Genomic DNA, 26,548 nt, shown 5'->3' on the forward strand with positions numbered 1-26,548 from the left:
AAACTGACGAAGCAGAGGATATACATAAAGAACCGAGGAAAGATAGAAGCGAGGGATTTCAAGGACAAAGACAGAGGAAAAGGCAGCTATGGTGAATATGCAGAACGGATCATAGAGGAGGCCTGCGAGGGAGCGATTGATTTCAGCATATTTGAGAGGAGAGAGCCTGTTTTCGATGGAAGCAGCGGAACCCAGACACTGATCAGAAGCCTTAGCATGAACAGAGGCATACCGCTAAGCTAGATGATAATCATTTTGGATCTGTCAACCAAAAACTCCACAACAACTTGACACCGCCATCCGGCGGCAAAAATTTGACAAACCAAAAGGCTTCTCCTATAATAGAAGAGTAAAGATAATCTGTTTCAGGGCGAGGTGAAAGTCCTCACCGGTGGTGATGCGCGTTTAGGCGATAAGTCCACGAGCCTTGCGGGGCCGAGCGGGTGGGAATCCCGTACCGACGGTATAGTCCGGATGAAAGAAACTCAGGATACTCTTTGTATTTTGTGATTTTGCTCTGGAATTTTTTCCAGAGCTTTTTTAATGACCTGACAGATTCCTGGAAAACATGATAGAATTGGAGGAATCAATGATGAGCGAAGTGAATTTAAACAAACAGTCAAAAGCGTCGCTGCTTGCGAAGATGGGAATGATGGTGGCGATTTCCATTGTACTGGTGACGTTTATCCATTTTCCGATTTTCCCGGTAGTGGGATTTTTAGAGTATGATCCGGCGGATATCCCGATTCTGATCGGAACCTTTGCTTTCGGGCCTTTGGGAGGCCTGGTGATGACGGTTGTAACATCCGTTATTCAGGGGCTGACTGTAAGCGCCCAGAGCGGGCCTTACGGGATCATTATGCATATTATCGCCACAGGAACTTTTGTTTTGGTAGCGGGACTGATCTATCGGAATCATAAGAGCAAGAAAAAGGCAATCATCGCGCTGATTGCGGGAGTTTTGGCAATGACGGCGATTATGCTTCCCGCGAATCTGATTATTACGCCGATCTTTATGGGGCTTCCCAGAGACGCGGTCGTCGCGCTGCTGCCGTTTATTCTGGCGTTTAATTTTGTGAAGGCTGGAATTAACGCGGTCATAACGTTTTTCCTGTATAAGAGGATCTCCCGATTCCTGCATAGATAATCGGGCGCCGTCAGTCAGGCGCGGAAATCGTGTCATGTAAATACCTTACCATATAGAGAAATGCCCGTCAGATTTTGGAAAAAGTTCTGCCGGGTATTTTTCGCGGAAACTTTTTTTAGACATCCGCTTGCACTATGCTGTTTTTGTGATAAAATATAAGGAAACCGCATAAAATGGTAGCAGACAACTGGGTGTGGCGCAGTTTGGTAGCGCGCGTGGATGGGGTCCACGAGGCCGCAGGTTCGACTCCTGTCACTCAGACCAGAATCAGAAAGACTGTATCAGAAAATAGCTTCCGCCTGTGAAGCTGTTTTTTGATCGCAATCAAAAAAGGTGGTGGAAAAGCATGGAACTTCGAGTACTGAACTACTTTCTGGCAATCGCCAGAGAAGAAAATATCACAAAAGCGGCGCAGTCGCTTCATGTAACACAGCCGACCTTATCGCGGCAGATCGCGCAGCTGGAAGAAGAACTGGGCGTGCAGCTTTTTACCCGCAGCAATCATCATATCAATCTGACCGAGGACGGTATGATCCTGAAACGGAGGGCGCAGGAGATGCTGTCTCTTGCCGATAAAACAAAACGGGAACTTCTCCATCGGGAAGACGCGCTGACCGGGGAGATTACTATCGGAAGCGGGGAATTTCAGTCCACGCAGTTCCTGTCACAGCTTATCGCCTCTTTCCGTGAAAAACATCCTTTGGTGCGCTATGAAATCCATAGCGGAAATTCCACAAACATTCAGGAATATATGGAGCGGGGACTCCTGGATCTGGGTCTGATGACCGAACCGATCGATATCCGCAAATACGACTTTGCCTATGCCAGGCAGAAGGAAATCTGCGGCATTCTGGTGCGCAGAGACTCGGATCTGGCGAAAAAGGAAGCCGTGACGCCGGAGGATCTGATTCCATATCCGCTGATCCTGCCGTCAGGGAGCATTACAAACAGCCGGATTGAGAAATGGTTCGGCGATTACGCGGGAGAAATAAAGCTGGCGGCAACCGGAAACCTCCTGTATAACCAGGCTATGATGGCGGAAAGCGGAATCGGGATTTCCGTCGGTATTAAACTGGAGTGCGAATATAAGAACCTGTGCTTTGTGCCGCTGTCTCCGGCGCTGGAATACGGCACCGTACTGGCGTGGAAAAAAGAACAGGTTTTTTCCTCGGCAACCACCGCGTTTATCGAACATGTCAAGGAGTATGTGAAGGAATACGCAAAAGGCATAGACGACGATGAAAGATAAGTATTAGACTTTTTTGCCGTTGCTTCTTACAATAAAAGTGACCCGGAAAGGGAAGGCCTCTTACAGCGGGAGTGCCGGAAAGGAGTAAGCGGTGACTATTTATGAAGCAAGCGAGCGTTACCGAATCCCCATCGAAATCTTAAAAGAATACGAAAGCTGGGGTCTTTGCGGCGAAGTAAAAAAAGTGATGGGCTCCTGGCAGTATGACGAACGGGATCTGGAACGTCTCAGTATGATCATGACGCTCCATGACATCGGATTTACAAATCAGGAGGTGGAGCGGTACATGCGCCTTCTCGCGGAGGAGGGGGATACGAGAAAAGCAAGGATGGAGATGCTCAACCGGAAACGGGGGGCGGCGCTGGATGAAATCCATCTGAGACAGAAGCAGCTGGATCGCCTGGACTATCTCCGGTATAAAATTCAGAATGCGGAGCAGGAACGCTGAAAATCGGCATTCCTGCTTTTTTAATGAAATTCTTTTCAAATCTGTAATTCCTGTGGTAGAATAAAATGATATGAGAAAATTGATTTTAAAAAATGAAGACGAGACGAGAGCCTTTGGTCTGGAACTTGGAGCCTCTCTGGGGAAAGGCGACATTGTCGCGCTGATCGGAGATCTTGGAACCGGAAAAACCGCGCTCACCAAATACATTGCCGAGGGACTGGGAATTCAGGAGGTCATTACCAGCCCCACCTTTACGATCGTCCAGGAATACCGACAGGGACGGCTGCCCTTATACCACTTCGACGTGTACCGTATCGGAGATCCGGAAGAAATGTACGAACTGGGTTATGAAGAGTATTTTTATGGGGACGGCGTATGCGTCATTGAATGGGCGGATCTGATTGAGGAACTGCTTCCGGAATATACAAAAGTAATCCGGATTGAATATGGAAAGAACCAGGAGGAAAGAATTTATCAATGTACATTTTAGCCTTGGAAACAACAGGGGCGCATGCTTCGGCAGCGATCATTGATGAGAAGGGGACTGTTTTTGAAAAGCGATCGGAAGAAGTGCTGAATCATCTCCAGTCTCTGCTGCCGATGGTAAAAGAATTGCTGGAAGAAAATAAATTGCAGTTAGACGATATGACTGTAATTGCAGCATCAAAGGGCCCCGGCTCCTTTACAGGAATCCGGATTGGAGTTGCCACGGCAAGAGCGCTCGCGCAGGCGCTTGGGAGAAAGACGATTGGAGTACCGACACTGAAAGCTTTTGCCTACAACATGCCGGATTATGACGGACTGATCTGTCCGGTCTTTGACGCTCGCAGGAGCCAGGTTTACGCGGGCGCGTACCGGTGGAATGAGGGGAAAATTGAAGAGGCTGTAAAAGGAGCGCCTTACGCGATTGAAGATTTTCTCAAAGAGGCCGAGCGGGCAGGAGAAAAGAGAATGTTCTTTGGCGATGGAATTCGGGCGTACGAAGGCTTTTTTGAAGGAGAAATCATTGCTCCGGAAGCGGCGCGCTTTCAATCTGCCGCGTCTGTCGCGCGGCTTGCGAAAGATATGCTGGAGGCGGGATTGGAAACAGACTATGAAGAATTGATGCCGGACTATATGAGAAAAGCCGAGGCGGAACGGAGACTGGAAGAAAAGAAAAAATGAGTGACTTAGTAATCAGAGAGGCAGACGCCGGAGACATCGACGCAATTGCGGAATTGGAAAAGATCTGCTTTGCGACGCCATGGAGCAGAGACTCTATCCGCCAGGAACTGGTGGAAAATGAGCTGGCTTTTTATGTAGTCGCAGAGCTGGATGGAGAAGTTGTCGGCTATATGGGAATGTGGCATATTGTCGATGAGGGTCATGTTACTAACGTGGCCGTTCATCCGGATCACAGAGGGAAACACGTTGCTTCCGCCATTGTAGCGGTGGTTCTGGCCTACAGTGAAGCGGGAGGAATCCGGCGTTTTACGCTGGAGGTCAGGAGTTCCAATGAAGCGGCCAAGGCGCTGTATCGAAAGTTTGATTTTAAAGAAGAAGGACTCAGAAGAGGATATTATAAAGATAACGGAGAAGATGCGGTTATTATGTGGAGAGATCCGGCCGAACCTTTGAAAAACTAGCAAAATCAGAATAAAAACAGATTTCCGTAAAATACTAGTAGTAATCTTTACTGCGAGGAGGAAATCATGAGACGAGTCGATGACTTTTATGAGGAAGGCCGGGAAGGGGACGACATGATGGCAGTGGCTTCCCACTGCAGCCATTTTTCCAGGAGGCATGACTTTGACACCTTTAACATGAGTACGTACCAGTCCTGTGAAAACTGCAGACATCTGTCCCCGGACAACAAATGCGTTGTAAAAGCGCAGAGCAGCATCTTCCCCCTGGAATAGAGGAAGAATATGAAGGATAAAAATTTACTGACAATGGCGATTGAGTCCAGCTGCGACGAGACTTCAGTCGCCATTCTCAGGGGAGGACGAGACGTCCTTTCCAATGTGATCGCGTCGCAGATCGATGTACATAAAGTGTTTGGAGGAGTGGTTCCGGAAATCGCGTCCCGCCACCATCTTTCCAATATCAATCGAGTAACGGAAGAAGCGCTGAAGGAAGCAAATGTAAAGATGCGGGACATTGATCTGATCGGAGTCACCTACGGGCCGGGGCTTGTGGGAGCCCTTCTAATCGGCCTCGCCACGGCAAAGGCTTTCTCCCTGGCGACAGGAAAACCTTTGGTAGGCGTACATCACATACAGGGGCATATCTGCGCCAATTACATAGAACACAAAAATCTGGAGCCGCCGTTTATGGCTCTGGTGATTTCCGGCGGACACACCAACATTGTGGAAGTGACCGATTATAATGAGTGCCGTATTCTGGGACAGACCAGAGACGACGCGGCGGGCGAAGCCTATGACAAGGTTGCCAGAGTTCTGGGACTCGGATACCCCGGAGGCCCGAAAATTGATAAAATCGCCAGAGAGGGAAATTCTCACGCCGTAGAATTCAAGCGGGTGTTTCTGGAAAAGGACAGCCTGGATTTCAGCTTCAGCGGAATTAAAACCGGGGTGCTCAATTATGTGAACTCGGAAAAACAGGCGGGAAGAGAAATTCACACCGCAGACGTGGCGGCGAGTTTTCAGCAGGCTGTTCTGGACGTGATTGTAGCGAAGACCGTAGGCGCGGCGGTAAAGATGAAAAAAGACAAGATCGTCTTAGCGGGAGGCGTCGCGGCAAACAGCCGGCTACGGGATATGATGAAAGAAGCGTGCGAAAAGGAAGGGATCGAGCTTTACTATCCTTCTCCTGTTTTATGCACCGATAACGCCGCGATGATCGGATGCGCGGCCTACTATAAATACAGAGCGGGATATACCGATGATCTGACACTGGACGCGGTTCCCCAGCTGCCATTATAAAAAAGAGGAAGAGAATATGATTATTTTATCCGCGAAGGATTTAACAAAAACATACGGCGTTGATGTGATTCTGCGGGATGTTTCCTTTCACATCAACGAAGGGGACCGAATTGGGATTATCGGAGCCAACGGCGCGGGAAAAACAACCCTTCTTAAAATGCTGTCGGGAGAGCTTTCCTGTGACGGCGGCGACTTTTTTCTGCAGTCCGATAAAACCATCGGCTATTTAAAGCAAAGCGATAATTTCCGGTCGGAACATACTGTGATTGAAGAAGTGGAAGCGATTTTTTCAGGGATGGCCCGGATGGAGGAGGAAATGCTGGAACTGTCCGCCGCCATTTCGGAAAAAGCGGAAAAGGGTGAGAGCGGACCGGAAGTGGATCGGATGCTGGCCCGTTACGATCAGATGCAGCAGGAATACCGGGACAAAGGCGGATACAGCTATAAGAGCGAAATGAACGGGGTCCTCAGCAGCATGGCCTTTGGAGAAGAGTTTTACAATAAAAAAATCTCCACCCTCAGCGGAGGAGAGCGGACCCGTCTGGCCCTGGCGTGCCTTCTTTTAAAAAAGCCGGATCTGCTGTTCTTAGACGAGCCCACAAACCATCTGGATATCGGAACCCTCAAGTGGCTGGAGCAGTATTTGAAAGCTTACAAGGGTACGATTTTGCTGGTTTCCCATGACCGATATTTTCTGGATCAGATTGTGAACCGGATTTTCGAAGTGGAAAACCACAGGCTGGAAACTTATGAAGGAAGCTACAGCCAGTACGCGGAGCAGAAAAAGCAGCGGCGTGAGACCCAGCTGCGGCAGTATCAGAATCAGCAGAAGGAGATCGCCCGCCAGGAGGACATGATCCGCAGATTCAAAGAGCGGGGTACGGAAAAACTGGCCAAACGGGCAGCTTCCAGGGAAAAGCGGCTCGCGGCTATGGAGCGGGTAGAGCGGCCTGAGCCTCTGCGCGGCAAGATGAAACTCCGATTTCATCAGAACTTTAAAAGCGGAAATGATGTGCTTTTAGCCGAAGATCTGGCGAAAAGCTTTGGCTACGGCATGAATGAGAAGCGATTGTTTTCCGGCGTGAATTTTGATATCAAACGAGGTGAACGTATCTGTATCGTAGGACCCAACGGAGTGGGAAAAACCACACTTTTGAAAGTGATCCGGGGAGAGCTTTCTCCAACCGGCGGGAGACTGAAGGTCGGATATAATGTGGAATTCGGCTACTACGATCAGGAACAAAGCCTTTTAAACGACGCCAATACGGTGCTGGAAGAACTCCATGACGCGTATCGGCTCTATACAGATACGGAACTGCGTTCGATCCTGGGGCGATTTTTATTCCAGGGGGAAGATGTTTTCCTGAAAGTCGGATCCCTGAGCGGCGGAGAAAAAGCGAGGCTGTCTCTTTTGAAGCTGATGATGTCAGGGCCCAACGTTCTGCTTCTGGACGAGCCTACCAACCATCTGGATATTGAATCCAGGGAAGTCTTTGAAGATGCGCTCCTGGAGTTTCCGGGAACCGTGCTGGTCGTTTCCCATGACCGCTATTTTTTGAATAAGATTCCAACCAGAATTTTTGAGCTTGGACAAGAAGGTATAACCTCTTATCTGGGTACATATAACTATTATGTGGAGAAAAAGCAGGAAATTGAGTCAGGAAAGCAGTACCTGGAAACGCTTGCGCGGGACAGCGCACAGGAAAAGGCCAGCGAAGCTTCCGACATGCCGCAGCTTAACAGCAGTGAGTTAAGAAAGCTGAAAAAGGAAGAAGAAGCAAGGCAGAGACGGCTTAAACGCCAGCAGGAAGACGCGGAAAAACGGATTGAGAAGCTGGAAGCGGAGATTTCTGAAATCGAGGAAGAACTTTGCAGGGAAGAAGTGATGGTTGATCCGGAACGTCTGCGTGAGCTGAGCGGACAAATGGAACAACTTAAACAGGAATTATCCGAAGAATACGATAAGTGGATGGAATTACAGGAAATTTAGGCGTAAAAAGGAAGAAAGTATAGAAAAAAGTGAAAAAACGGGTTGCAATATAAAGACGCGTCCTCTATAATAGGTTTAGTTATTTGCGGATAATATTGCAATGGGCAAATCTAATAAAAGATCTAATGTTTGAATTGAATGGAGGTATATCATGATTTTTGATAAGATTAAGGAGATTATTGCAGAGCAGCTTGGCGTTGAAGAAGATGCGGTAAAAATGGAAACACATCTGATGAAGGATCTGGAAGCGGACTCCCTGGACGCCGTAGAAATCATCATGGCAATTGAAGACGAGTTTGATATTGAAGTTCCGGATGAAGATGCCGAAAAATTCCAAACTGTAACAGATATTGTAAAATATGTAGAAGAAAAAGCGTAAACTCTTTTATTAATCATAAGGAAGAAGCAGAAGAAAACCCGTCAACTGACGGGTTTTGCAGGTTAAGGAGGAATTTTGGGGAAACGAATGAAGAAAGACGCGAAAATATCAAACGCGGTGATTAAAAGGCTGCCGAGATACCGGAGATATCTTAAGGAGCTTCAGAAAAAAGGAGTCGATAAAATATCGTCCAACGAGTTCAGCAGTTTGATTGGATACACGGCTTCGCAGATCCGTCAGGACCTGAATAATTTCGGAGGATTTGGACAGCAAGGGTACGGCTATAATGTTGAAGGGTTGTATAACGAAATCAGCGCGATTCTGGGACTGGACAAAGAATATAAAATGGTCATTGTAGGAGCCGGGAATCTGGGGCAGGCAATTGCCAATCATACTTACTACTATAAAGCGGGATTCGTTGTATGTGGTATTTTTGATATTAATCCGCGCTTGATTGGCCTGAAGATCAATGATATTGAAGTAATGGACTATGAAACGATTGTCGACTATGTGGAGCAGAATCAGATTGATATCGGGATTATTTGTACAACCAAGGACAGCGCTCAGGAAGTAGCAGATAAACTCTGCTTTGCGGGAGTAAGAGGTTTGTGGAACTTCGCTCCGATTGATCTGGAGGTTCCGGAATATGTTGCGGTGGAAAATGTGCACCTCAGTGACAGTCTGCATTCTTTGGCATACCATATGAACCGCAACTATGAAGAAAAAGAAAAGGCCGCCGAAAAATAAGAATGAAAAGCAGAAAAGGAATGTGTTTTTCAATGGTAAGGTAAAAAAATAAAATCACCGTTTCTTTTAAGAAACGGTGATTGCTTATCCCAATTTATGTATGTCTTAAGCTTCAACAGGAGCATCAACAGGGCAAGCGCCTGCGCAAGCGCCGCAGTCAATGCACTTATCAGCGTCGATTACATAAATTCCATCTCCCTCAGAGATAGCCTCAGTCGGGCATTCACCTGCGCATACGCCGCAGCTGATGCAAGAATCTTTAATTACATAAGCCATTGTAAACAACCTCCTTTACATTTATCTTCACGATACATTCAGATTATAACAGAAGGATATGTAGAATTCAAGATGAAAGTTTATGCACTCGTAGGAAAAAGTGGGACAGGGAAGAGCTATCAGGCTCAGAACCTATGTAAGGAATTAAATATTGACGGAATTATCGACGATGGGCTCTTTATCTATGAAAACAAAGTAATGGCAGGCATTTCAGCCAAACGACAGTCGACAAAAGTCGGGGCGGTCAAGACCGCTCTGTTCACAAAAGAGGAACATCAGAAAGATGTGGCGTCCGCGATCCGCAAGATCAAACCGAGAAAAATTCTCGTTATCGGCACTTCGGATGAGATGGTAAAACGGATTGCGGGCCGGTTAGAACTTCCGGAAATTTACAAAACTATTTATATTACCGATATTACGACAGAAAGCGAACGGGCAATTGCTTATAAACAGCGGCATGAAATGGGAAAACATGTAATCCCGGCGCCGGCTTTCCAGCTGAAGAGACAGTTTTCCGGATACTTTATGTCTCCGCTGTTGATTTTTAAAGAATGGAGCGCCAATAAAGGAGCCATGGCGGAAAAATCGGTGGTCCGCCCCACATACAGCTATATGGGAGATTACAACCTTTCCGACAAAGTATTCAGCGATATTGTGGAATGCGCGGCGGAAAGCCTGGAAGGAATCGAAGATGTCATACGGGTGCTGATGATGACGACCGCGGACGGGGGTGTGGAAATTACAGCGCTGGTGGGAATGCGTTACGGGTATAATATGGTGGAGCAGGCAAAACTGCTGCAGGAACAGGCAGGAAACCAGATCGAAGCGATGACGGCGTTTAATGTGAACCGTTTTAATGTTGAAATAAGGAGTCTTCGCTGAATGAGCCAGGTGATATTGAAGCATGTGCGCGATTTTCTTCCGGATCACGTATTTGACTGCGGACAGGCATTCCGCTGGCAGAGAGAAGAAGACGGAAGCTATACGGGGATCGTGGGAGGAAGGATTGCCAATATCCGGTTTGACCAACAGGAGGAGAATACTGGCGAGGGGCAGTTAGTGCTTTCCAATGTCAGTGAATCCGAATTCTCAGAGTTCTGGAAACACTACCTGGATCTGGACAGAGATTACCGGGAAATTCAAAATGTTCTTGCGCAGGAGGACCCTGTCATGAAGGCAGCCATCGCTTTTGGCAGAGGAATCCGAATTTTACGGCAGGATCCATGGGAAACGCTGATCTCCTTTCTTATTTCGCAGAATAACCATATACCACGGATCAGAAAATGTATCGAAACACTGTGTGAGTGCTTTGGAAAGCCGGCGGGAACTTACCGCGGACGCGCTTTCTATTCGTTTCCGGAACCCGAAGCGCTGTCTGAGCTGACTGCGGAGGACTTGGCTGTGTGCAGGCTGGGTTATCGGGAACAGTACCTTGTAAAAGCCGCGCGCAAGGTTTTGGAGGACGGGCCGCGGCGCCTGCGGGGCATGAGTGATCCTGAGATCTCCGGGGAAGAAGCTTTTTCCTATATTACAGAATTTTGCGGGGTGGGGCCGAAAGTAGCCAACTGCATTCTGCTGTTTTCTCTGGGAAAGTATGATCGCTTTCCTGTGGATGTGTGGGTCAAAAAAGTGATGAAAAATTATTACGGGCTGGAAACACCGAAAGAGATCGCGGCATTCGCGAAAAAGAAATTCGGCAGGTACGGAGGCTTCGCCCAGCAGTATTTATTTTACTATATCAGAGAATCAGAACAGGAATAGATGTCCGAAATCTGGAGAAATCGGGGATCGGTTCCTGTTTTAAAATTCTTTAACAAAAAATTCAAAAAAACGGTTGACAACTTGGCGGGAAAGGATTAAATTATAGTTAGCACTCGAAAAGAGTGAGTGCTAACAAGGCGGAAATAAAAAAATAACGATAAAAAGCGAAGGAGATGAAACTATGAGTTTTGGAATTAAGCCTTTGGGCAACAGAGTGGTTATTAAACGAGTAGAAGCGGAAGAAAAGACTGCCAGCGGCATTGTACTGCCGGGTCAGGCCAAGGAAAAACCGCAGATGGCGGAGATCGTCGCGGTAGGTCCCGGAACCGAAGAGGAAAAGATGGAAGTAAAAGTAGGGGATACGGTTATTTTCTCCCAGTACGCGGGAACAGAGATTAAGTATCAGGGTGAAGAATATACGATCTTAACGCAGAGAGACGTTTTGGCAATCGTGGAATAGTACAGAAAGGTAGGTATTGAACAGTGGCAAAAGAATTACATTATGGCGAGGACGCCAGAAGAAAGTTACAGGCAGGTGTTGATAAGCTTGCGAATACAGTAAAAATCACATTGGGACCAAAGGGAAGAAACGTTCTTCTTGACAAGAAATTCGGCTCCCCGCTTATCACAAATGACGGCGTTACTATCGCTAAGGAAATCGAGCTGGAAGACGCGGTGGAAAACATGGGCGCGCAACTGGTAAAAGAAGTCGCCACAAAAACGAATGATGTAGCCGGTGACGGTACAACGACCGCGACTCTGCTGGCTCAGATCATCATCAGAGAAGGATTTAAAAATGTAGCGGCAGGCGCGAACCCGATGATTCTGAAAAAGGGTATCCAGGGCGCGGTTGACGTAGCGGTAGATGAAATCAAAAAGCTGTCCAAGGAAGTTGACAGCAAGGACAGCATCGCACAGGTTGCGTCCGTTTCCGCGGCAGACGAAGAAATCGGAAAACTGATTGCGGAAGCGATGGAAAAGGTAGGAAAAGACGGCGTTATTACCGTAGAAGAAGCAAAATCCATGGGAACAACTCTGGACGTTGTGGAAGGTATGCAGTTTGACAGAGGATATTTATCCGCGTACATGGTAACAGATACAGAGAAAATGGAAGCAGTACTGGAAAATCCGTATATCCTGCTGACAGACAAAAAGATTTCCAACATTCAGGAACTGCTGCCGATTCTGGAACAGGTTGTACAGCAGGGTAGAAAGCTCCTGATCATCTGCGAAGATCTGGAAGGCGAAGCTCTGGCAACAATCGTTGTAAACAAACTGAAGGGAACCTTCGACTGCGTTGCGGTTAAAGCTCCTGGATTCGGCGATAGAAGAAAGGCTATGATGGAAGATATCGCAATCCTGACAGGCGGTACCGTAATCTCCGAAGAGGTAGGTTATGACCTGAAGGAAGCGACTCTGGATATGCTGGGAACAGCGGCAACTGTTAAAGTTGACAAAGAAAATACCGTTATTGTTGACGGGGCAGGCGACGCGAAAGAAATCGAAGCCAGAGTTCATCAGATCAAAGTTCAGGCAGAAGAAAGCACTTCCGACTTTGACAAAGAAAAACTGCAGGAAAGACTTGCGAAACTGTCCGGCGGCGTAGCGGTTATCAAAGTTGGAGCAGCGACGGAAACCGAGCTGAAAGAAAGAAAGCTGAGAATTGAAGACGCGCTGAACGCGACCAAAGCGGCTGTTGAAGAAGGGATTGTATCCGGCGGCGGCGTAGCTTTAGCAAACGCGATTCCGGCAGTTGCCAAGTATGTGAAAGACCTGGCGGGCGATGAAAAGACCGGCGCGGCGATTATCCAGAGAGCGCTGGAAGAACCGGTTAGACAGATTGCGGAAAACGCGGGATTTGAAGGCAGTGTAGTTGTCGCGAAAGTAATTGGCAGCGAAGCTGGCGTAGGATTCAACGCGGCAAATGAAGAATATATGAACATGATCGACGCAGGTATCGTAGACCCTGCTAAGGTTACAAGATCGGCTCTGCAGAACGCGGCCTCCGCTTCCGCTATGCTCCTGACAACAGAAGCTGGCGTAACGGACGCTCCGGCAGAAGACGCTCCGGCAATGCCTCCGATGGGAGGAGGAATGGGCGGCGGAATGCCGGGAATGATGTAGTCGTATCTTCCTTGAACTAAAATTCCAAAACAAACAACAGCGTCTGAATGCTGTATCAAAGAGTGCAAAAAGAGACGGGTGAAGAGCAACATGCTTTTTACTCGTCTTTTTGTTTGCGGAAGTTTATTGCATTCGCGGACAATTAATTGACAATAGATCGAAACCGCGATACACTAGAAATACTCAAATGTGATTGTTGTGTTATGAATATGTGAAAAGAAAGGATGTGTATTGTGAAGAAAAGAGGGTGCATATTAGCGCTTGTGACTGCCTTTGTAATGGCGGCGACCGCAATGCCTGCTTTTGCCGCGGAGGATCGGGAATCCGGCGAGATTCCTGATAAAAGCTGGCAGCAGGAGCAGATCCAGGATGCGTGGCAGGTGCAGGGAGAATATCTGGTTCAGTATAAAGAGGAAGCCGCGGAGCCCAGTCTTGTGGAGGAAGAACTTTCCGAATATGACGCTTCTGTTGTGGAAAATGTACTGCCGGATGTGCAGCTTATTGAAGCGGACACAGCGGCTCTGAGTAAAAAAGAGGAAATCGAATTTGTGAAGGAAGTAGAATCCCTGGATGATGTGGAGTATGTGGAACCGAATATCATGGTCAGGGCAGCGGATACTGCCGCGTCGGCGAAAGCAAAAGAAAGCTACGAGCAGTGGGGGCTGAATAAAATAAAAGCCCCGCAGGCGTGGAGCAAAATGGGAGCGGTTTCCGGCAGCGCTACCGTGGCGGTTGTAGATACCGGTGTCGATGGAAACCATCCGGATCTGAAAGGCCGGGTAAAGCAGGGAAAAACTTTTATTAAGAGAAATTCCAAGGGATCCGCCTATGGGCAGAACGCGTGGGCGGACGATGAAGGCCACGGCACGCAGGTCGCGGGCATCATTTCGGCAAACGCGCGGAATGATATCGGAATCAGCGGGGCCGCGGGAACCTATGCCGTGGATATTCTGCCGGTAAAGGTTCTGGATGACCAGGGGAACGGCTCTCTGGCAGATGTGATCAAAGGGATCGAATACGCCGCGGATCAGGGAGCGGATGTGATTAATCTCAGCCTGGGTTTCTATTCCTACAGTGTATTTCTGGAAAAGGCAGTGCAGTACGCGCAGCAGAAAGGCTGTGTGCTGGTTGCCGCGTCGGGAAATGAGGCTGAGGAACTTGAATATCTGAAAGAGGCGGGATTTTCTTACGGTTTGGCGTTCCCCGCGGCTCTGGACGGAGTTTTGTCGGTGGGAGCCACTAAAAAAGATGACAAACGGGCAAGCTTTTCAAATTACGGAGACGGTTTGGATGTGGTTGCTCCGGGACTTTTTATTATGAGCCCGTTTCCTGAAAAAATTGCGAAAACAGCTAATGAAGAAGAAATTGGGGAGATATACGGAAACCATGAATCCGGCTATTACCTGAAAATGTCTGGGACATCCGGAGCGGCGCCTCACGTATCAGCAGCGGCCGCATTGTATCAATTGAAAAATCCCGCGGCTTCAGGAATGGAAATCACCAATCATCTGAGAAATACTGCCCGGGATTTAGGAGCGAAAGGATATGACATTTATTACGGATGGGGACTCCTTGACGCAGAAAAAGCCCTTTCTCAGAAGGCCGCCGCGATTCCGGGAAGATCCACTGTCAGTCTAAAAAATAAGGGGATTCGCAGTATCCAAGTTTCCTGGTCGCCGGCATCTGCGGCAGAGGGCTATGATGTTTACAGAGCCTCGGGTCTTACTGGAGAATATAAGAAAATCAGAGCCGTTTCCGCGTCCGGCAGCCGCAGCTTTTTGGACAAAGGGTTGGAAACGGATACGAACTATTGCTATAAAGTTTCCGCTTACAAGAACATCAACGGAAAAAAAGTATATGGAATCGCCTCTGAACCGGAATTCTGCGCTACATCGGCACTTTACATGACATTGAAAGGAAAGGCTAAGGGTTATAAGGGGATCCGGCTTTCCTGGAATCGATCCAAGAAAGCGAAAGGATATATCCTTTATCGGGCGACAAAGCGAACGGGGCCATATAAAAGAATCTACAAAGTCGGCAGAAAGACAACCCATTATTTTGATCGCAAAGCTGTGGCAGGGAAAAAATATTACTATCGGGTAAAAGCTTATCTGAGAGAAAACGGAAAAACCGTCTACAGTGATGCTTCCAATATCGTCAGAAAGAAAACTACTTTAAAACGGCCTGCTCTGGAAGCGAGAGTAGAGGGAGGACGCGCGCTGCTTTCCTGGAACGAGGTGAAAGGCGCTCAGGGATACCAGATATACCGATCGAAAAAGAAGAGAAAGGGTTATAAGAAGGTAGCCGCGATTCAGGGAAAGAGCGCCACTTCTTATGCAAGCCAGCGGTTAAAATCCGGGAAACGTTATTACTTCAAAGTTCGGGCATATCGTAAAACCGCAGGGAAAAAAGGATACGGAACCTTCTCTTTTCCAAAGAGTGTAAAACGGTAGCCTTGAAGGAGATGTATTATGAAAAAGCAAACAAATATGCGCTGTCTGGCATTTATATTGGTCTTTCTGGTCGCGGCGACGGCAGCTCCGCTGATTGGCGGAAAGGCTGACGTAAGTTATGCGGCAGCTTCCAGACTGAAGGCGCCGAGGCAGGTAAAAGCAGTTTCTGAAGACGCCCATTCGGTGAAGCTTTCCTGGAAAAAGGTAAAAAAAGCAGAGGGCTACTTTATCTATCGATATGAAAAAGGCAGTAAAAAATATGTTAAGATAAAAAAACTTTCCGCGAAAAAGAAAAGATGGATCAACCGGGGATTGAATACGGATCAGGTGTACCGTTACAAAGTACGGGCTTACCGCACGGCAGCGGGAAAATATCAGACAGGAAGAGCCTCCTACGTAGTTTCCGTAAAACCGCAGACAAAAAAGAGCGGAAAAAAGAATGTCCGCCGGGTCTATATGAGAAAGCGGATAGATGGTCTTTATCCGGGATACCGAATGGAGATGGAGGCTTACACAGATCCATGGCGCAATATAGTTAGCAAAAAATTGGTTTGGGAGAGCAGCAATCCGAATATTGTAAAAGTCAGCAAAAGCGGCGTCCTTACAGCTGTGCGGACAGGAACGGCACATGTGACAGCCAGGGCGCACAATGGTACACAGGCAGTGTGCCGAGTGAAAGTTATTGATTATAAAGCCGAGATAAATGGAAAATCCGTTTCTTTGGGCGAAAAGATTTCTTCTCTGAATCGGAAATTCGGAAAACCATATACTGGCTCCATTACTGACAGTTTGATTGGCAAGCTGATGGAAGATTGGGGCGTGACTGATAAGCGGGTCAAGGTTCATGTTTATGGATCTTCCGCAGGGGAACTGACCGTTATTGCGCAAAAAGGCAGGGTCATTGGGTTTGCCTCTACCGACGAAGCGAGTTTTAATCTTATGGGGATTAAAAACGGAGAGCCGAAAGGTAGTCAACTAGAACAGCGGCTGAAAAAACGGTGGCCGGATTTGGAATATTACGATGAAAGCAGTGAAGGCGGGCTTGATTACTATGAGGGTTATGGCGACGGGTATATTACAGAGCTTCTGGTAGATGTGACCGGAGGACATGTCAGAGGAATTGCTGTCGGCGGAGAAACTATGATGGCAGATTTGGCGTACACGTTGATTTTTATGTAAAAGTGTAATTTAATTAGGAGGGAATGTGTTATGAAGATTAAAAAAGCAGTACGTTATTTGGCAGTGGTTCTGGCTTTTTTGGTAGGGGTGTCCGCGGCACCATTACTAGAGGGTAAGAACACGACAAGTTATGCGGCGTCCTCCAGGCTAGACGCGCCTGAGAGGGTAAAGGCTGTTTCGGCAAATAGGCATGCGGTAAAACTTTCGTGGAAAAAAGTGAAACATGCGAAGGGCTATTTTGTCTATCGCTATGACCGCAATAAGAAGAAGTATAAAAAAGTAAAGACTCTTTCTGCTAAAAAAAGAAGCTGGATTAATAGAGGGTTGAAAACCGATCGGGTTTACCGCTATAAGGTACGCGCTTATCAGAAAGTAAAGGGAAAGAAAAGAGCGGGAAAGATTTCTTATGTAGTTACCGCAAAGCCGCAAACCAAGAAGTCGAAGAAAAAGAATATAAAGGATGTTTCGATTATCAACCTGGAAGGCTTGTATCCGGGCTATCAAACAAGGATGCCGAGGGATATAAAACCATGGAGAAATATTGTTAGTAAAAAGCTGGTATGGAAGAGCAGCAACCCAAAGGTTGTGAAAGTCAGCAAACGAGGAATTGTCACGGCTGTGAAAACGGGTTCCGCGGTGATTACCGCAAGAGCCCATAACGGTGTGCAGGCGAAGGGAAAAGTGACGGTTGTCAATTATTCGGCCACCATTGATGGAAAAACGGTTTCCCTGGGAGAGCCTATTTCTTCTTTAAACGAGAAGTTCCATCGCATTTATACAGGTACTCCCGCGGATGATCCGGCGGCTAGACATATTTCCGAATTTGGATACGCAGATGGGAATATCAAAGTACATTATTACGGAAAGTCTGAAAAGGAATTAGCCGTAATTGAGGGGAAGGGACGAGTACTCGGATTTTCCGTCGCAGAACCGGCGAATTTTGACTACTTAGGTGTAAAACCGGGAGATAAAAAAGGCGCAGAGGTAGAGAAAAAGCTGGCAACTCAGTGGGGAGTAGAGTACACGGATTATTCAGATGAGCCCAATGGCGAAGCGTTCTATGAGGGGTTCAGTACCAATTATGTCGGGAATCTGAGGGTTGATGTGACAGGGGGATATGTGAAAGGAGTCTCCCTTGGCGAAAACCAATTCCTGGCAGCTTCCGCGCATACGCTGATTACCGAGGAAAATCCGTTTGCGTTCCTATGATAGAGTTCGCTTTAGCTTGTTAGATTTTCGTACTTTGTGGTATAATGAATCCAATGGAAAAATATGATCGTTGGGAAAAGAGGAGGATAGAAAAGATGTTATCGAAAAGAGTCGTAGAATTATTGAATGATCAGGTAAACAAAGAATTTTACTCCGCGTATCTGTATCTGGATATGGCAAATTATTACAAGGATCAGAGCCTGGACGGTTTTTACAACTGGTATAAAATTCAGGCGCAGGAAGAGCGGGATCACGCGGTGTTGTTTATGGAATATCTGCAGCAGAACGGGGAATCCGTTGTTCTGGACGCGATTGCGAAACCGGACAAGGAATTCAAGGAATTTATCGATCCGCTGAAGGCAGCCGCGGAACACGAACGTTATGTGACCGGGCTGATTCATAATATTTATGACGCGGCTTATCAGGATAAGGATTTCCGCACCATGCAGTTCCTGGATTGGTTTGTAAAGGAACAGGCGGAAGAAGAGGATACTGCGAATAATCTCGTAACCCGTTTCGGACTGTTCGGAAGCGACGCTAAGGGATTATACATGCTGGACTCCGAACTGGCGGCAAGGACTTATACCGCACCGTCGCTGACACTGTAAAATACATAAAGAACATACTGCGGCGCAGCCTTTCAGGCTGCGCTGTTTTTGCATGAGGTGAAAGAATTTGCGAGAAATTTATCGAATTTACAGATAATTTGTTGACAAGTTTTTTCGGGATCACTAAAATAAAACTAGTTAAAAAGAAAAGGGGGGATTCTTTTGGGAAATTCAGAAACACATGATGATAAAGGGGTCCAGTCGGTTGATCGGGTTTTAGATATCATTGAAGCACTGGCGGAAGAACCGGAAGGCCTGGGAATTACGGAGCTCGCCAACCGGGTAGGACTCCATAAAAGTACAGCGCACCGCCTGATTTCCACACTGGGCAGGAGAAATTATGTGCAGAAGCAGGAGAACGGGCACTATCGGATTGGCATCAAGCTGATTGAAGCGGTCAGCTGTTACATCAACAGTCTGGAACTGGAGACAGAAGCACGTCCCTACGTGATCGATATCGCGTCCCATTTGGGGCTTACGGCGCATTTGGGCGTACTGGACGGGGATCAGGTTGTATATGTTGAAAAAATGGACGTGGTATCCAGGGTGAAACTGTACTCACAGATTGGAGTTCGGATGCACGCGTACTGCTCATCCCTTGGGAAATGCCTGCTTTCCAATTACTCAAAAGAAGAACTGGAAAACCGGATGAAGGACTGCAGCTTTATCCGATTTACACCAAATACGATCGGGAGTATTGACGAACTCCATAAGGAGCTTTTGAAAGTCCGGAAGCAGGGCTGGGCAATGGATGATCAGGAGTTCGAGATTGGGCACCGGTGCATCAGCGCTCCCATTTACGACTATCGAGGCGATATTATCGCGGCGATCAGCGCCAGCGGAGATGTGCGAGTGCTGACCGATGACCGAATTGAAGATACGGCCGAATATGTCCGGCAGGCGGCGCTGGAGCTTTCCAGGAGTATGGGATATACGGGGTAAACGAAGAAAACCCGCATTCTCGAAAAGAAGAGAATGCGGGTTTTTCAATGCTTTCAGGTGTTTTTGTTAAATTTAACCCAAACTTAACAATGCAAAAACGAAAAGATTTAACAAACGAAGATTATAATGCAGCTGTATTTCAAGAAGGGCATTTGCAAAAGGTGTTTTGAACAGGAGGTAAAAAGAAACATGTCACAGAAAAGAAACAGAAGTTTCGCGATGAGAAAAATTGCTCTTGCGACAGCGGTCTTCGTATTGACATCCGTGGGATCCGGAGTTTACGCGGCGACCGAACATTGGAATGATGCTTCCCAGTCAGCGGATTCGGCAAGCTGGACACAGTGGAAAACAGATTGGGAAACCATCAAAGACGACTATGAGCAGGTTTCCCTGACTCCGGGAGCGGACGAAACAGAGCTGAACTTCGCGTGGTACTCTCATGAAGAGGAAACTCCCAAGGTAAGAATTTCCAAGACGAAAAACGGATTGAAAAGCGCGAAAGAGCACAAAGGAACCCAGGAAGCGACGAATATCAACTACTCAGAAACACTGAAAGAATCCTTAAGTGACGGAACTTACATGGCCAACAAAGTGACCGTGACGGGAATCAAAGAAAATTCCAGGTATTATTATCAGGTTTACCAGAATGGCGCATGGCAGGATGTAGAGACTTACCGGGCAAATGATTTTGACAATTATTCCGTTCTTTACGTAGCGGATCCGCAGATCGGCGCGTGCAGCGGACAGACCGGAGCGGATGGAAAGCTTTCAGGAGAGCTGGCGGCGCGAAACGACGCGTACAACTGGAATGAAATCCTCAATGAAACCGCGGAGCAACACGAGGATCTGAGTTTTATGATTTCCGCGGGCGACCAGGTCAACACAGCGGGAAATGAGTATGAATACGCGGGATATCTGTATCCGGAGGCTATGGATTCCCTTCCAAGCTCGAACATCATCGGAAACCATGACAGCGGAAATAAGAACTATTCCTGGCACTTTAACAACCCCAACTCCTTTAACACAGACGGAAGTCAGAGCGCCTATACGGACGGACATACAACCGCCGGTTCGGATTATTACTTCACATACGGAGATGTTCTCTACATTTCCATTGACACGAATAATTACAACTGCGCTACCCATGAGAATGTAATCAAAAAGGCGGTGGATGAAAACAAAGACTGCAAATGGCGGGTGGTTATTTTCCATCAGGACATTTACGGTTCCGGGGCGGATCACTCGGATTCAGACGGTATGGTGCTGAGAACACAGCTGACTCCGCTGATGGACGAGTATGATATTGATGTTGTGCTTCAGGGACATGACCACACCTATTCCAGAAGCTACCAGCTGACCAGCGACGGAAAGGAACATAAAGAATACAACAATTCCAACTATCGGGGGGATGAAGATTATCAGAAAGAGAATCTGTGCTACAATCTGACCAGCACAGCGGAAGACGGAAACACACTGACAAATCCGGAAGGAACGGTATACTTTGAACAGAATTCCGCCACTGGATCCAAGTTCTATGAACTGATTGCGGAACAGCAGAACTTCATCGCCGAGAGAAGCCAGACCTGGACGCCGACTTATTCGGTAATGAACGTAAACGACAACCGCCTGTCCATTACGACTTACGATGCCAGCACCGGCGAGCAGTTGGAAAATTCCTCCACTTACACGATTATCAAGGAAGAAAAGACACCGACCGCTCCGGCAAAAGAAACGTATGACATTTCCAAAGCCGTTGTAAGCGGAATCAAGGATAAAACCTATAATGGTAAAAAACAGACACAGAGTATCACAGTAAGGTACAATGGGAAGACCCTGACCGCAAATAAAGACTATACCGTTTCTTACAGCAATAACAAGAAAATGGGTACCGCGTCTGTAACGATTGCCGGAAAAGGTGAGTATACCGGAACGATTGAGAAAACTTTCAAGATCAGGCCGAAAAAACCGGTTATTATGACAAAAGCCGCTGGCAAACAGAAAGCTGTTGTGAGATGGAAAAAGGTGACAGGCGCCAATGGATACCGAATTTATACGGCAGCTAAGAAAAACGGAAAATTCAAGCCTGTGAAGACGATTAAAAAAGGAAAGACGCTAAGGACAACGATTAAAAATCTGAAGAAAGGCAACCGTTACATCAAGGTGAGAGCGTACAGAAACGTAAACGGCAAGAAAGTATTCAGCGCTTACAGTACTGTAAAGAGAGTGAAGGTTAGATAGAGCCATTTATGAAAAAGGTAATGCTGGGAAAGAGAAGGGCGCTGACCCTTCTCCTGGCGTCTATGCTGTTCATATTGTTCCTGCTCGGAATCGTGCTCATCAACGATTTTGATAAGGCGGAAATTGTGGGTACCTACGGCAGAGACTTTGAGAATGCCGTAGTTACTCGCGTTATTAAAGATAATCTGGCAGAAGACGGACAGCGGTATGGCAGCCAGGAAATCGAAATTGAAATTACAAAAGGGGATCATGAGGGAGAAACGATGGAAGCGACCAGCCCGAGCGGGACACTGTTCGGCGCGGACTGCAAAGAAGGGATGCGGGTCATTGTCATCTTAAGTGAAAGTGGGGATACGGCAATGGCTACCGTGTACAGCCAGGACAGAACGCTGGCGATTTATGGGTACGCGCTGCTTTTCTTTCTGATGCTGGGGTTAATCGGAGGCGTAAAAGGCGTGAAAGCGGCGATTAGTTTGATCTTCGCGCTGGTATGCATTTTCGCGGTGATGCTGCCTCTTATGTACCGAGGCGTTTCCCCGTTGCTTTCGGCAGTTCTTGTATCCATGTTTACGACTGTTTTTACAATTTTTGTCGTCAGCGGGGTATCCAGGAAATCGGTGGCGGCGATTCTGGGAACGGTGTTTGGTGTTATAATCGCGGCGGTTTCCGCGGTTATGTTTGGAATTGTCGCGGGGATTGACGGATATAATGTGTCTGATATTGAGAGCCTCCTTTATATCGCCCAGTATTCAAAGGTGAATGTCGGGGAGCTTCTCTTCGCGGGAATTATTATTTCCGCTCTGGGAGCGGTGATGGATGTAGCGGTGGATATTGCCTCCGCCATGAATGAAGTAAAGCGGCACAAGCCGGATATTACCAGGCAGGCGTTGTTCCATGCGGGAATGAATGTGGGAAGAGATACCATGGGGACAATGAGCAATACCTTGATTTTGGCCTTTGTTGGAGGATCGCTGTCAACCCTGGTTCTCAATTACGCGTATAATCTGCCCTATATGCAGATTATAAACTCCTACAATACAGGAATTGAAATTATGCAGGGAATTGCTGGAAGCATGGGAATTATCGCGGCGGTGCCTTTTGTCGCTCTGATCGGATCCATTTTCTTTACCCAAAAGCCAGGGAAGGAAAATGAGTAGAAAAAAAGAAAACGAGCGGAGCGCCCGTTTTCTTTTTGTGGGTATGTGTCTTATTCGTAGATATTCTTGAGAACAATATTTTTTACCCTGGTCATTTCGTCGAAGGTGGACATGACGCCTTCGGTTCCGATTCCGCTGTGCTTCCATCCGCCGAACGGCATTTCGAAAGCGCGGAAGAAGCTGGCTCCGTTAATGACGGCACCGCCGGCCTCCATGGCTTTGGCGACCTTGAAGGCTCTTTTCTGATCTCTTGAGAATACACAGCTTGAGAGACCGAAGATGGAATTATTGGCAATTTCAATCGCTTCTTCGTCTGTGTCAAAGCCGATAATCGGAACAACCGGTCCGAAAATTTCCATATCTTTCGCTACATCCGCGGTCTTTGGAACATCTACAATAACCGTCGGTTCGTAGAAGGCTCCGTTTCTGTGTCCGCCCAGAATGATTTTTCCGCCCTGCTGAACGGTCAATTCCACTTCTTTTTCTACTTTGATCGCGGCCTTTTCGCTGATCAGGCAGGCAATCTGCGTATCTTCCTGATCCGGCATGCCGACCTTCATCTGTTTGATTCGTTCTACGCATTTCTTCGCGAATTCATCCTTCAGCGAATTGTGAATCAGAAAACGTTTGCTGGCGCAGCATACCTGACCGGTATTGTACATACGCCCCCATACCATTTCTTCCACAGCCAGATCCACATCTCCATCCTCCAGCAGGATGAAAGCGTCGTTTCCGCCCAGCTCCAGAGCAGTATGGGTAAGGTTTCCGGCGGCGATTTTCGCGGTATCAATGCCTACTTCGGTGCTGCCGGTCAGAGTGACCAGATGAACCCGCGGATCCGCGACAGCTGTGCTCTTTACAGCTCCCGGCGCAGTCAGACACTGGATGGCTCCGTTAGGAACCCCTGCTTCCACCAGCATTTCTGTCAGCCTCATCAGAGTCAGCGGGTTGTCCGAAGACGGCAGCACGATGGCGGCGTTTCCCATCATCAGGGCCGGCGCTACTTTCTGATCGTACAGGTCGCATGGGAAGTTGAACGGAATGATACACGCCACAACGCCGATTGGTTCTCTTGTTACAAGCTGCATGTGCGACTCCTGTCCGGCTTCGGTTCCCGGAGGGATAATAGACCCGTAGTAATGTTTGGCGTGTTCGATGAATCCGGAGAATCCGATGTTGATATTGCCGATTTCCGCTCTCGCCTCATTAATCGGCTTTCCGTTTTCCGCCGACAAGGTCTGAGCGAGACTTTCCTTGTTCTGTTCTACAATGTCCAGGAATTTATACAGTACCTTTGCCCGTTCGGAAATAGGAACCTGCTCCCAGACTTTCTGCCCGGCAACTGCCGCGTCGATGGCTTTTTCCACATCTTCCGCGGTTGCCTTTGGTACGCTTTCAATTACCTTTCCGGTGGCAGGCGCCAGTACATCAAAGGTTTCGCCGCTTACGCTATCCACTTTTTTCCCATTAATAATCATTTTCATAGTCCTGTTCTCCCTTCTGTTTTTTGTGGTTTCCCTTATTTTCCAAATGCGGTAAAGGACAGCATCAGTCCGCCGCAGGTATTGTTTCCGTCATCTTCATATCCGTATTCGCCGAAGGTAAATTCGGTAATGAACGGAATGTCACCAACTGTCTTTTTAATCAGATCCGCGACCTCTCCGATTCTGGCGTCAATTCCGGCTCTTCTTCCGCCGCAGTGGACTAGATGAAGGGCTCCGATTTCGCCGTTCATTTTCGCTTTTAACTCTTCCAGAGTCTTGCCTACGGAGGAAATCAGTTCGTCAACGGTCGCTTCCATAAGAACAACCGCTGTCCCGACAGCCAGATTATTTCCGATAGCCATGGAGCCGTCATCGTTTCCGTTCATAGGGTGGCGGATAGCGGTCAAATCGCCCAGACGATCCTTAACGCCCAACGGATTGGTAATGGCGTAGCTCAAAAGATTTCCTCCCGCTACATCCGCCGCGCTGGCGCCGGTCCATTCCCGATATTTATCCAGGGCGGCGACACCATCAATTTCCTGAAGGGTTCGATATCCGTCGATCTTTGTAATGACGCCGGCTTTTCCGGTTTCACGGTAAGCGCCGGTAAATTTATTGGCAAATGGCTTGTCCGTGTAGAAGAAAGCGACGGATACGCCTTCCGGAGCTACCATCTGATCGGTGTAAATCAGCCATTCTCCGGTAATGGTGTTGTCCGCGGCTGTTCCACCGAACATCGGAACTCTTCCGATGACCTCCGTAATGCCTTTCAGATAAAATTCCTCTTCCCCGGACGGAGCGGACATATAGAAGTAATCGGGGGCTTTGTCCGTACCGGCGTTTTTCAGCGCCATCTGGGCGACTTTCTTTCCGGTCTCCCGCGCTGTGCCTTCTTTGGGCATTCCCGCCACTCCGACTTTCAGATCCGGATCCGCGATTCCCATGATGCCGACGAATCCATCGTCGCCAGTTACAAATCCATCCTGCGTGATCACCCCTGTAAAGGATGTATTTCCGATCAGCGGAATCCCCGGAAGCTCAGCGGAAATGGCGTTAAGCAACGTTTTCTGGTCGTACTGAACCCCACTGTATACAAAAGCCAGCTTCATATTGTCCGCGATTTCTTTTACCTGCTGAGCAGCTTCTTTTCCCGCGAGCGCCGCGTCTTTCTTTGTGCTTGTACCTGTTTTTGCGTTTAACATCATTCTATACCTCCTTATGATTGATTCTGTTCTTAATCTCTTTCCTGGTTCCTTAACTACTTATAGGATAATTCTGAAAGTTCTGCTAGTCAATAGAGCCGGTTTTGCAATGCAGACAGTCGGTTTCATAATGCGGAACAGCGAAAAAAGGGGAAAAGGGAATTGTAAAAACAGGTGATTTATTATAGAATAAGTTAGTATCAGTTTTATACATAAGGAACAAAAGGGGAAAGAAAATGACTGGAAACAGAAAGGGAAAAAGACGCAGAGCCTTTGTGTTGATTTTGTTGTTTCTGGTATTGTCGGGGTTCAATTTTTTCGTGTCGCCGCATATACGGGACAAGGCGGGAGAGGGAGAAACCGTTTCGGTCAGCGCTTCCGCGCCGGCACAGTCGGAAACTGCCCGGGAAGAAACTTCGCCCTCTGAAGAGGATAAGGTTTCCACGGTGGACAAGTCTTCCGAGTATCTGATTCTGGTGAATAAGACACATGGGCTTGGAAAGAATTATGAGCCGGAAGATCTGAAGAATGTGAATTCTGTAGCAGGCGACAGAGACGGCAAGTATCAGAAAATGCGCAGGAAGGCGGCGAATGCTTTTAATCGGCTGACAAAAGCAGCGAAACGGGAAGGTCATATCATCAAGCTGACCAGCGGATATCGGCCGTATTCCTATCAGCAGATTCTTTATCGTCAGTATGTAAAGGAGGACGGAAAGAACCGGGCGGAACAGTACAGCGCAAAGCCGGGATACAGTGAACATCAGACCGGACTGGTCGCGGATGTTTCCTCACCGTCGGTCAATTATAATCTGGTGCAGGCGTACGGTAATACGGCTGAGGGAAAATGGCTCGCGAAAAACGCGCACAAGTACGGCTTTATCATTCGATATCCGAAAGGGAAAGAGGATATTACCGGATATGAGTATGAGCCGTGGCATCTGCGCTATGTGGGGAAAGACGCGGCTGCCGAGATTTACAGCCGGGGCGTGACTCTGGAGGAATATCTGGGCGAGTCCTGAAGCGCTGAGAAA

General features: G+C 47.7%; 27 protein-coding genes, 1 tRNA gene and 1 riboswitch. Of the genes, 25 read left to right on the forward strand and 3 right to left on the reverse strand.

The genetic code is table 11. The features are described 5' to 3' along the window. From H9L42_RS12030 to H9L42_RS12090, 13 genes are all read left to right on the forward strand, one after another. Window positions 1-243: hypothetical protein (locus H9L42_RS12030; RefSeq protein WP_187302588.1), on the forward strand; the 243-nt coding region annotated here is incomplete at its 5' end. Between the two features lie 114 nt (window positions 244-357). After that, a riboswitch (FMN riboswitch) is annotated at window positions 358-490 on the forward strand. Window positions 491-589: 99 nt separating this feature from the next. Next, a complete protein-coding gene (locus tag H9L42_RS12035) occupies window positions 590-1,147 on the forward strand; it encodes an ECF transporter S component (RefSeq protein ID WP_207734972.1) in 558 nt (185 codons plus the stop codon). Window positions 1,148-1,334: 187 nt separating this feature from the next. Then, window positions 1,335-1,411, forward strand: a tRNA-Pro gene (locus H9L42_RS12040). Window positions 1,412-1,493: 82 nt separating this feature from the next. Continuing rightward, window positions 1,494-2,396 (forward strand): LysR family transcriptional regulator, encoded by a 903-nt coding sequence (locus tag H9L42_RS12045; protein ID WP_187303649.1) that lies wholly within the window; start codon window positions 1,494-1,496, stop codon window positions 2,394-2,396. 91 nt (window positions 2,397-2,487) lie between these two features. Then, window positions 2,488-2,844: a MerR family transcriptional regulator gene (locus H9L42_RS12050; RefSeq protein WP_187303650.1), complete on the forward strand. Its 357-nt coding sequence runs from the start codon at window positions 2,488-2,490 to the stop codon at window positions 2,842-2,844. A gap of 70 nt (window positions 2,845-2,914) precedes the next feature. Then, window positions 2,915-3,334 carry a tRNA (adenosine(37)-N6)-threonylcarbamoyltransferase complex ATPase subunit type 1 TsaE gene (tsaE, locus tag H9L42_RS12055; RefSeq protein ID WP_187303651.1) on the forward strand — a complete coding sequence of 140 codons (420 nt, stop codon included), beginning with the start codon at window positions 2,915-2,917 and terminating at the stop codon, window positions 3,332-3,334. Continuing rightward, complete coding sequence (gene tsaB, locus H9L42_RS12060; RefSeq protein WP_187303652.1) at window positions 3,322-4,008, forward strand: tRNA (adenosine(37)-N6)-threonylcarbamoyltransferase complex dimerization subunit type 1 TsaB; 687 nt, start codon at window positions 3,322-3,324, stop codon at window positions 4,006-4,008. Before tsaE ends, tsaB begins: the two co-directional genes overlap by 13 nt. Continuing rightward, window positions 4,005-4,469, forward strand: a complete 465-nt coding sequence (gene rimI / locus H9L42_RS12065; protein ID WP_187303653.1) for a ribosomal protein S18-alanine N-acetyltransferase — start codon at window positions 4,005-4,007, stop codon at window positions 4,467-4,469. Before tsaB ends, rimI begins: the two co-directional genes overlap by 4 nt. A gap of 66 nt (window positions 4,470-4,535) precedes the next feature. Then, a complete protein-coding gene (locus H9L42_RS12070; protein WP_187303654.1) occupies window positions 4,536-4,742 on the forward strand; it encodes a hypothetical protein in 207 nt (68 codons plus the stop codon). 9 nt (window positions 4,743-4,751) lie between these two features. Then, on the forward strand, window positions 4,752-5,768 hold the full coding sequence (tsaD, locus tag H9L42_RS12075) for a tRNA (adenosine(37)-N6)-threonylcarbamoyltransferase complex transferase subunit TsaD (protein WP_187303655.1): 1,017 nt from the start codon (window positions 4,752-4,754) through the stop codon (window positions 5,766-5,768). A 16-nt stretch (window positions 5,769-5,784) separates the two neighbouring features. After that, entirely contained in the window at window positions 5,785-7,758 is a 1,974-nt protein-coding gene (abc-f, locus tag H9L42_RS12080) for a ribosomal protection-like ABC-F family protein (protein ID WP_187303656.1), read from the forward strand. Window positions 7,759-7,912: 154 nt separating this feature from the next. After that, on the forward strand, window positions 7,913-8,137 hold the full coding sequence (gene acpP, locus H9L42_RS12085) for an acyl carrier protein (protein WP_465270666.1): 225 nt from the start codon (window positions 7,913-7,915) through the stop codon (window positions 8,135-8,137). A gap of 87 nt (window positions 8,138-8,224) precedes the next feature. Then, a complete protein-coding gene (locus tag H9L42_RS12090) occupies window positions 8,225-8,884 on the forward strand; it encodes a redox-sensing transcriptional repressor Rex (protein WP_187303711.1) in 660 nt (219 codons plus the stop codon). Between the two features lie 105 nt (window positions 8,885-8,989). On the opposite strand, the gene H9L42_RS12095 is transcribed toward H9L42_RS12090, so the two are convergent. Further along, window positions 8,990-9,160: a DUF362 domain-containing protein gene (locus tag H9L42_RS12095; protein ID WP_187303658.1), complete on the reverse strand. Its 171-nt coding sequence runs from the start codon at window positions 9,158-9,160 to the stop codon at window positions 8,990-8,992. A gap of 72 nt (window positions 9,161-9,232) precedes the next feature. Here H9L42_RS12095 and H9L42_RS12100 point away from each other — a divergent pair, with 72 nt between their 5' ends. The 11 genes from H9L42_RS12100 to H9L42_RS12150 all read left to right on the forward strand — a co-directional run bounded on the left by H9L42_RS12100 (window position 9,233) and on the right by H9L42_RS12150 (window position 22,831). Further along, the gene (locus tag H9L42_RS12100; RefSeq protein WP_187303659.1) at window positions 9,233-10,042 is read left to right on the forward strand and encodes a hypothetical protein; all 810 of its coding nucleotides are present in this window, start codon (window positions 9,233-9,235) and stop codon (window positions 10,040-10,042) included. After that, window positions 10,043-10,921 (forward strand): DNA-3-methyladenine glycosylase family protein, encoded by an 879-nt coding sequence (locus H9L42_RS12105; RefSeq protein WP_187303660.1) that lies wholly within the window; start codon window positions 10,043-10,045, stop codon window positions 10,919-10,921. 181 nt (window positions 10,922-11,102) lie between these two features. After that, the gene (locus H9L42_RS12110) at window positions 11,103-11,381 is read left to right on the forward strand and encodes a co-chaperone GroES (RefSeq protein ID WP_187303661.1); all 279 of its coding nucleotides are present in this window, start codon (window positions 11,103-11,105) and stop codon (window positions 11,379-11,381) included. Between the two features lie 23 nt (window positions 11,382-11,404). Continuing rightward, on the forward strand, window positions 11,405-13,045 hold the full coding sequence (gene groL / locus H9L42_RS12115; RefSeq protein ID WP_187303662.1) for a chaperonin GroEL: 1,641 nt from the start codon (window positions 11,405-11,407) through the stop codon (window positions 13,043-13,045). Between the two features lie 233 nt (window positions 13,046-13,278). After that, window positions 13,279-15,498 (forward strand): S8 family serine peptidase, encoded by a 2,220-nt coding sequence (locus H9L42_RS12120; protein WP_187303663.1) that lies wholly within the window; start codon window positions 13,279-13,281, stop codon window positions 15,496-15,498. A gap of 18 nt (window positions 15,499-15,516) precedes the next feature. Continuing rightward, entirely contained in the window at window positions 15,517-16,677 is a 1,161-nt protein-coding gene (locus tag H9L42_RS12125; RefSeq protein ID WP_187303664.1) for an Ig-like domain-containing protein, read from the forward strand. Between the two features lie 30 nt (window positions 16,678-16,707). After that, on the forward strand, window positions 16,708-17,886 hold the full coding sequence (locus tag H9L42_RS12130) for an Ig-like domain-containing protein (protein WP_187303665.1): 1,179 nt from the start codon (window positions 16,708-16,710) through the stop codon (window positions 17,884-17,886). Between the two features lie 95 nt (window positions 17,887-17,981). Next, complete coding sequence (locus tag H9L42_RS12135) at window positions 17,982-18,494, forward strand: ferritin (protein WP_187303666.1); 513 nt, start codon at window positions 17,982-17,984, stop codon at window positions 18,492-18,494. Between the two features lie 162 nt (window positions 18,495-18,656). Next, complete coding sequence (locus H9L42_RS12140) at window positions 18,657-19,436, forward strand: IclR family transcriptional regulator (protein ID WP_187303667.1); 780 nt, start codon at window positions 18,657-18,659, stop codon at window positions 19,434-19,436. 189 nt (window positions 19,437-19,625) lie between these two features. Next, on the forward strand, window positions 19,626-21,674 hold the full coding sequence (locus tag H9L42_RS12145; RefSeq protein ID WP_243235773.1) for a purple acid phosphatase family protein: 2,049 nt from the start codon (window positions 19,626-19,628) through the stop codon (window positions 21,672-21,674). Between the two features lie 8 nt (window positions 21,675-21,682). Continuing rightward, on the forward strand, window positions 21,683-22,831 hold the full coding sequence (locus H9L42_RS12150; RefSeq protein WP_187303668.1) for a YibE/F family protein: 1,149 nt from the start codon (window positions 21,683-21,685) through the stop codon (window positions 22,829-22,831). A gap of 50 nt (window positions 22,832-22,881) precedes the next feature. Here H9L42_RS12150 and H9L42_RS12155 read toward each other — a convergent pair whose 3' ends face one another. Both H9L42_RS12155 and H9L42_RS12160 read right to left on the reverse strand, forming a co-directional pair. Then, window positions 22,882-24,315: an aldehyde dehydrogenase family protein gene (locus H9L42_RS12155; RefSeq protein WP_187303669.1), complete on the reverse strand. Its 1,434-nt coding sequence runs from the start codon at window positions 24,313-24,315 to the stop codon at window positions 22,882-22,884. A gap of 35 nt (window positions 24,316-24,350) precedes the next feature. Next, a complete protein-coding gene (locus H9L42_RS12160; protein ID WP_243235775.1) occupies window positions 24,351-25,520 on the reverse strand; it encodes an FIST signal transduction protein in 1,170 nt (389 codons plus the stop codon). Window positions 25,521-25,753: 233 nt separating this feature from the next. Here H9L42_RS12160 and H9L42_RS12165 point away from each other — a divergent pair, with 233 nt between their 5' ends. Further along, window positions 25,754-26,536 (forward strand): M15 family metallopeptidase, encoded by a 783-nt coding sequence (locus H9L42_RS12165; protein ID WP_187303670.1) that lies wholly within the window; start codon window positions 25,754-25,756, stop codon window positions 26,534-26,536. Window positions 26,537-26,548 lie beyond the last annotated feature (12 nt).

Origin of the sequence: Zhenpiania hominis, from assembly GCF_014333425.1 — a bacterium.
Lineage (GTDB): Bacteria > Bacillota > Clostridia > Peptostreptococcales > Anaerovoracaceae > Hominibacterium > Hominibacterium hominis.

Coding starts and splice junctions, on each gene's coding strand:
- H9L42_RS12035 (WP_207734972.1), top strand. CDS start 590: ATGATGAGCGAAGTGAATTTAAACAAACAGTCAAAAGCGTCGCTGCTT.
- H9L42_RS12045 (WP_187303649.1), top strand. CDS start 1,494: ATGGAACTTCGAGTACTGAACTACTTTCTGGCAATCGCCAGAGAAGAA.
- tsaE (WP_187303651.1), top strand. CDS start 2,915: ATGAGAAAATTGATTTTAAAAAATGAAGACGAGACGAGAGCCTTTGGT.
- tsaB (WP_187303652.1), top strand. CDS start 3,322: ATGTACATTTTAGCCTTGGAAACAACAGGGGCGCATGCTTCGGCAGCG.
- rimI (WP_187303653.1), top strand. CDS start 4,005: ATGAGTGACTTAGTAATCAGAGAGGCAGACGCCGGAGACATCGACGCA.
- H9L42_RS12070 (WP_187303654.1), top strand. CDS start 4,536: ATGAGACGAGTCGATGACTTTTATGAGGAAGGCCGGGAAGGGGACGAC.
- tsaD (WP_187303655.1), top strand. CDS start 4,752: ATGAAGGATAAAAATTTACTGACAATGGCGATTGAGTCCAGCTGCGAC.
- abc-f (WP_187303656.1), top strand. CDS start 5,785: ATGATTATTTTATCCGCGAAGGATTTAACAAAAACATACGGCGTTGAT.
- H9L42_RS12090 (WP_187303711.1), top strand. CDS start 8,225: ATGAAGAAAGACGCGAAAATATCAAACGCGGTGATTAAAAGGCTGCCG.
- H9L42_RS12095 (WP_187303658.1), bottom strand. CDS start 9,160: ATGGCTTATGTAATTAAAGATTCTTGCATCAGCTGCGGCGTATGCGCA.
- H9L42_RS12100 (WP_187303659.1), top strand. CDS start 9,233: ATGAAAGTTTATGCACTCGTAGGAAAAAGTGGGACAGGGAAGAGCTAT.
- H9L42_RS12105 (WP_187303660.1), top strand. CDS start 10,043: ATGAGCCAGGTGATATTGAAGCATGTGCGCGATTTTCTTCCGGATCAC.
- H9L42_RS12110 (WP_187303661.1), top strand. CDS start 11,103: ATGAGTTTTGGAATTAAGCCTTTGGGCAACAGAGTGGTTATTAAACGA.
- H9L42_RS12125 (WP_187303664.1), top strand. CDS start 15,517: ATGAAAAAGCAAACAAATATGCGCTGTCTGGCATTTATATTGGTCTTT.
- H9L42_RS12130 (WP_187303665.1), top strand. CDS start 16,708: ATGAAGATTAAAAAAGCAGTACGTTATTTGGCAGTGGTTCTGGCTTTT.
- H9L42_RS12135 (WP_187303666.1), top strand. CDS start 17,982: ATGTTATCGAAAAGAGTCGTAGAATTATTGAATGATCAGGTAAACAAA.
- H9L42_RS12145 (WP_243235773.1), top strand. CDS start 19,626: ATGTCACAGAAAAGAAACAGAAGTTTCGCGATGAGAAAAATTGCTCTT.
- H9L42_RS12150 (WP_187303668.1), top strand. CDS start 21,683: ATGAAAAAGGTAATGCTGGGAAAGAGAAGGGCGCTGACCCTTCTCCTG.
- H9L42_RS12155 (WP_187303669.1), bottom strand. CDS start 24,315: ATGAAAATGATTATTAATGGGAAAAAAGTGGATAGCGTAAGCGGCGAA.
- H9L42_RS12160 (WP_243235775.1), bottom strand. CDS start 25,520: ATGATGTTAAACGCAAAAACAGGTACAAGCACAAAGAAAGACGCGGCG.
- H9L42_RS12165 (WP_187303670.1), top strand. CDS start 25,754: ATGACTGGAAACAGAAAGGGAAAAAGACGCAGAGCCTTTGTGTTGATT.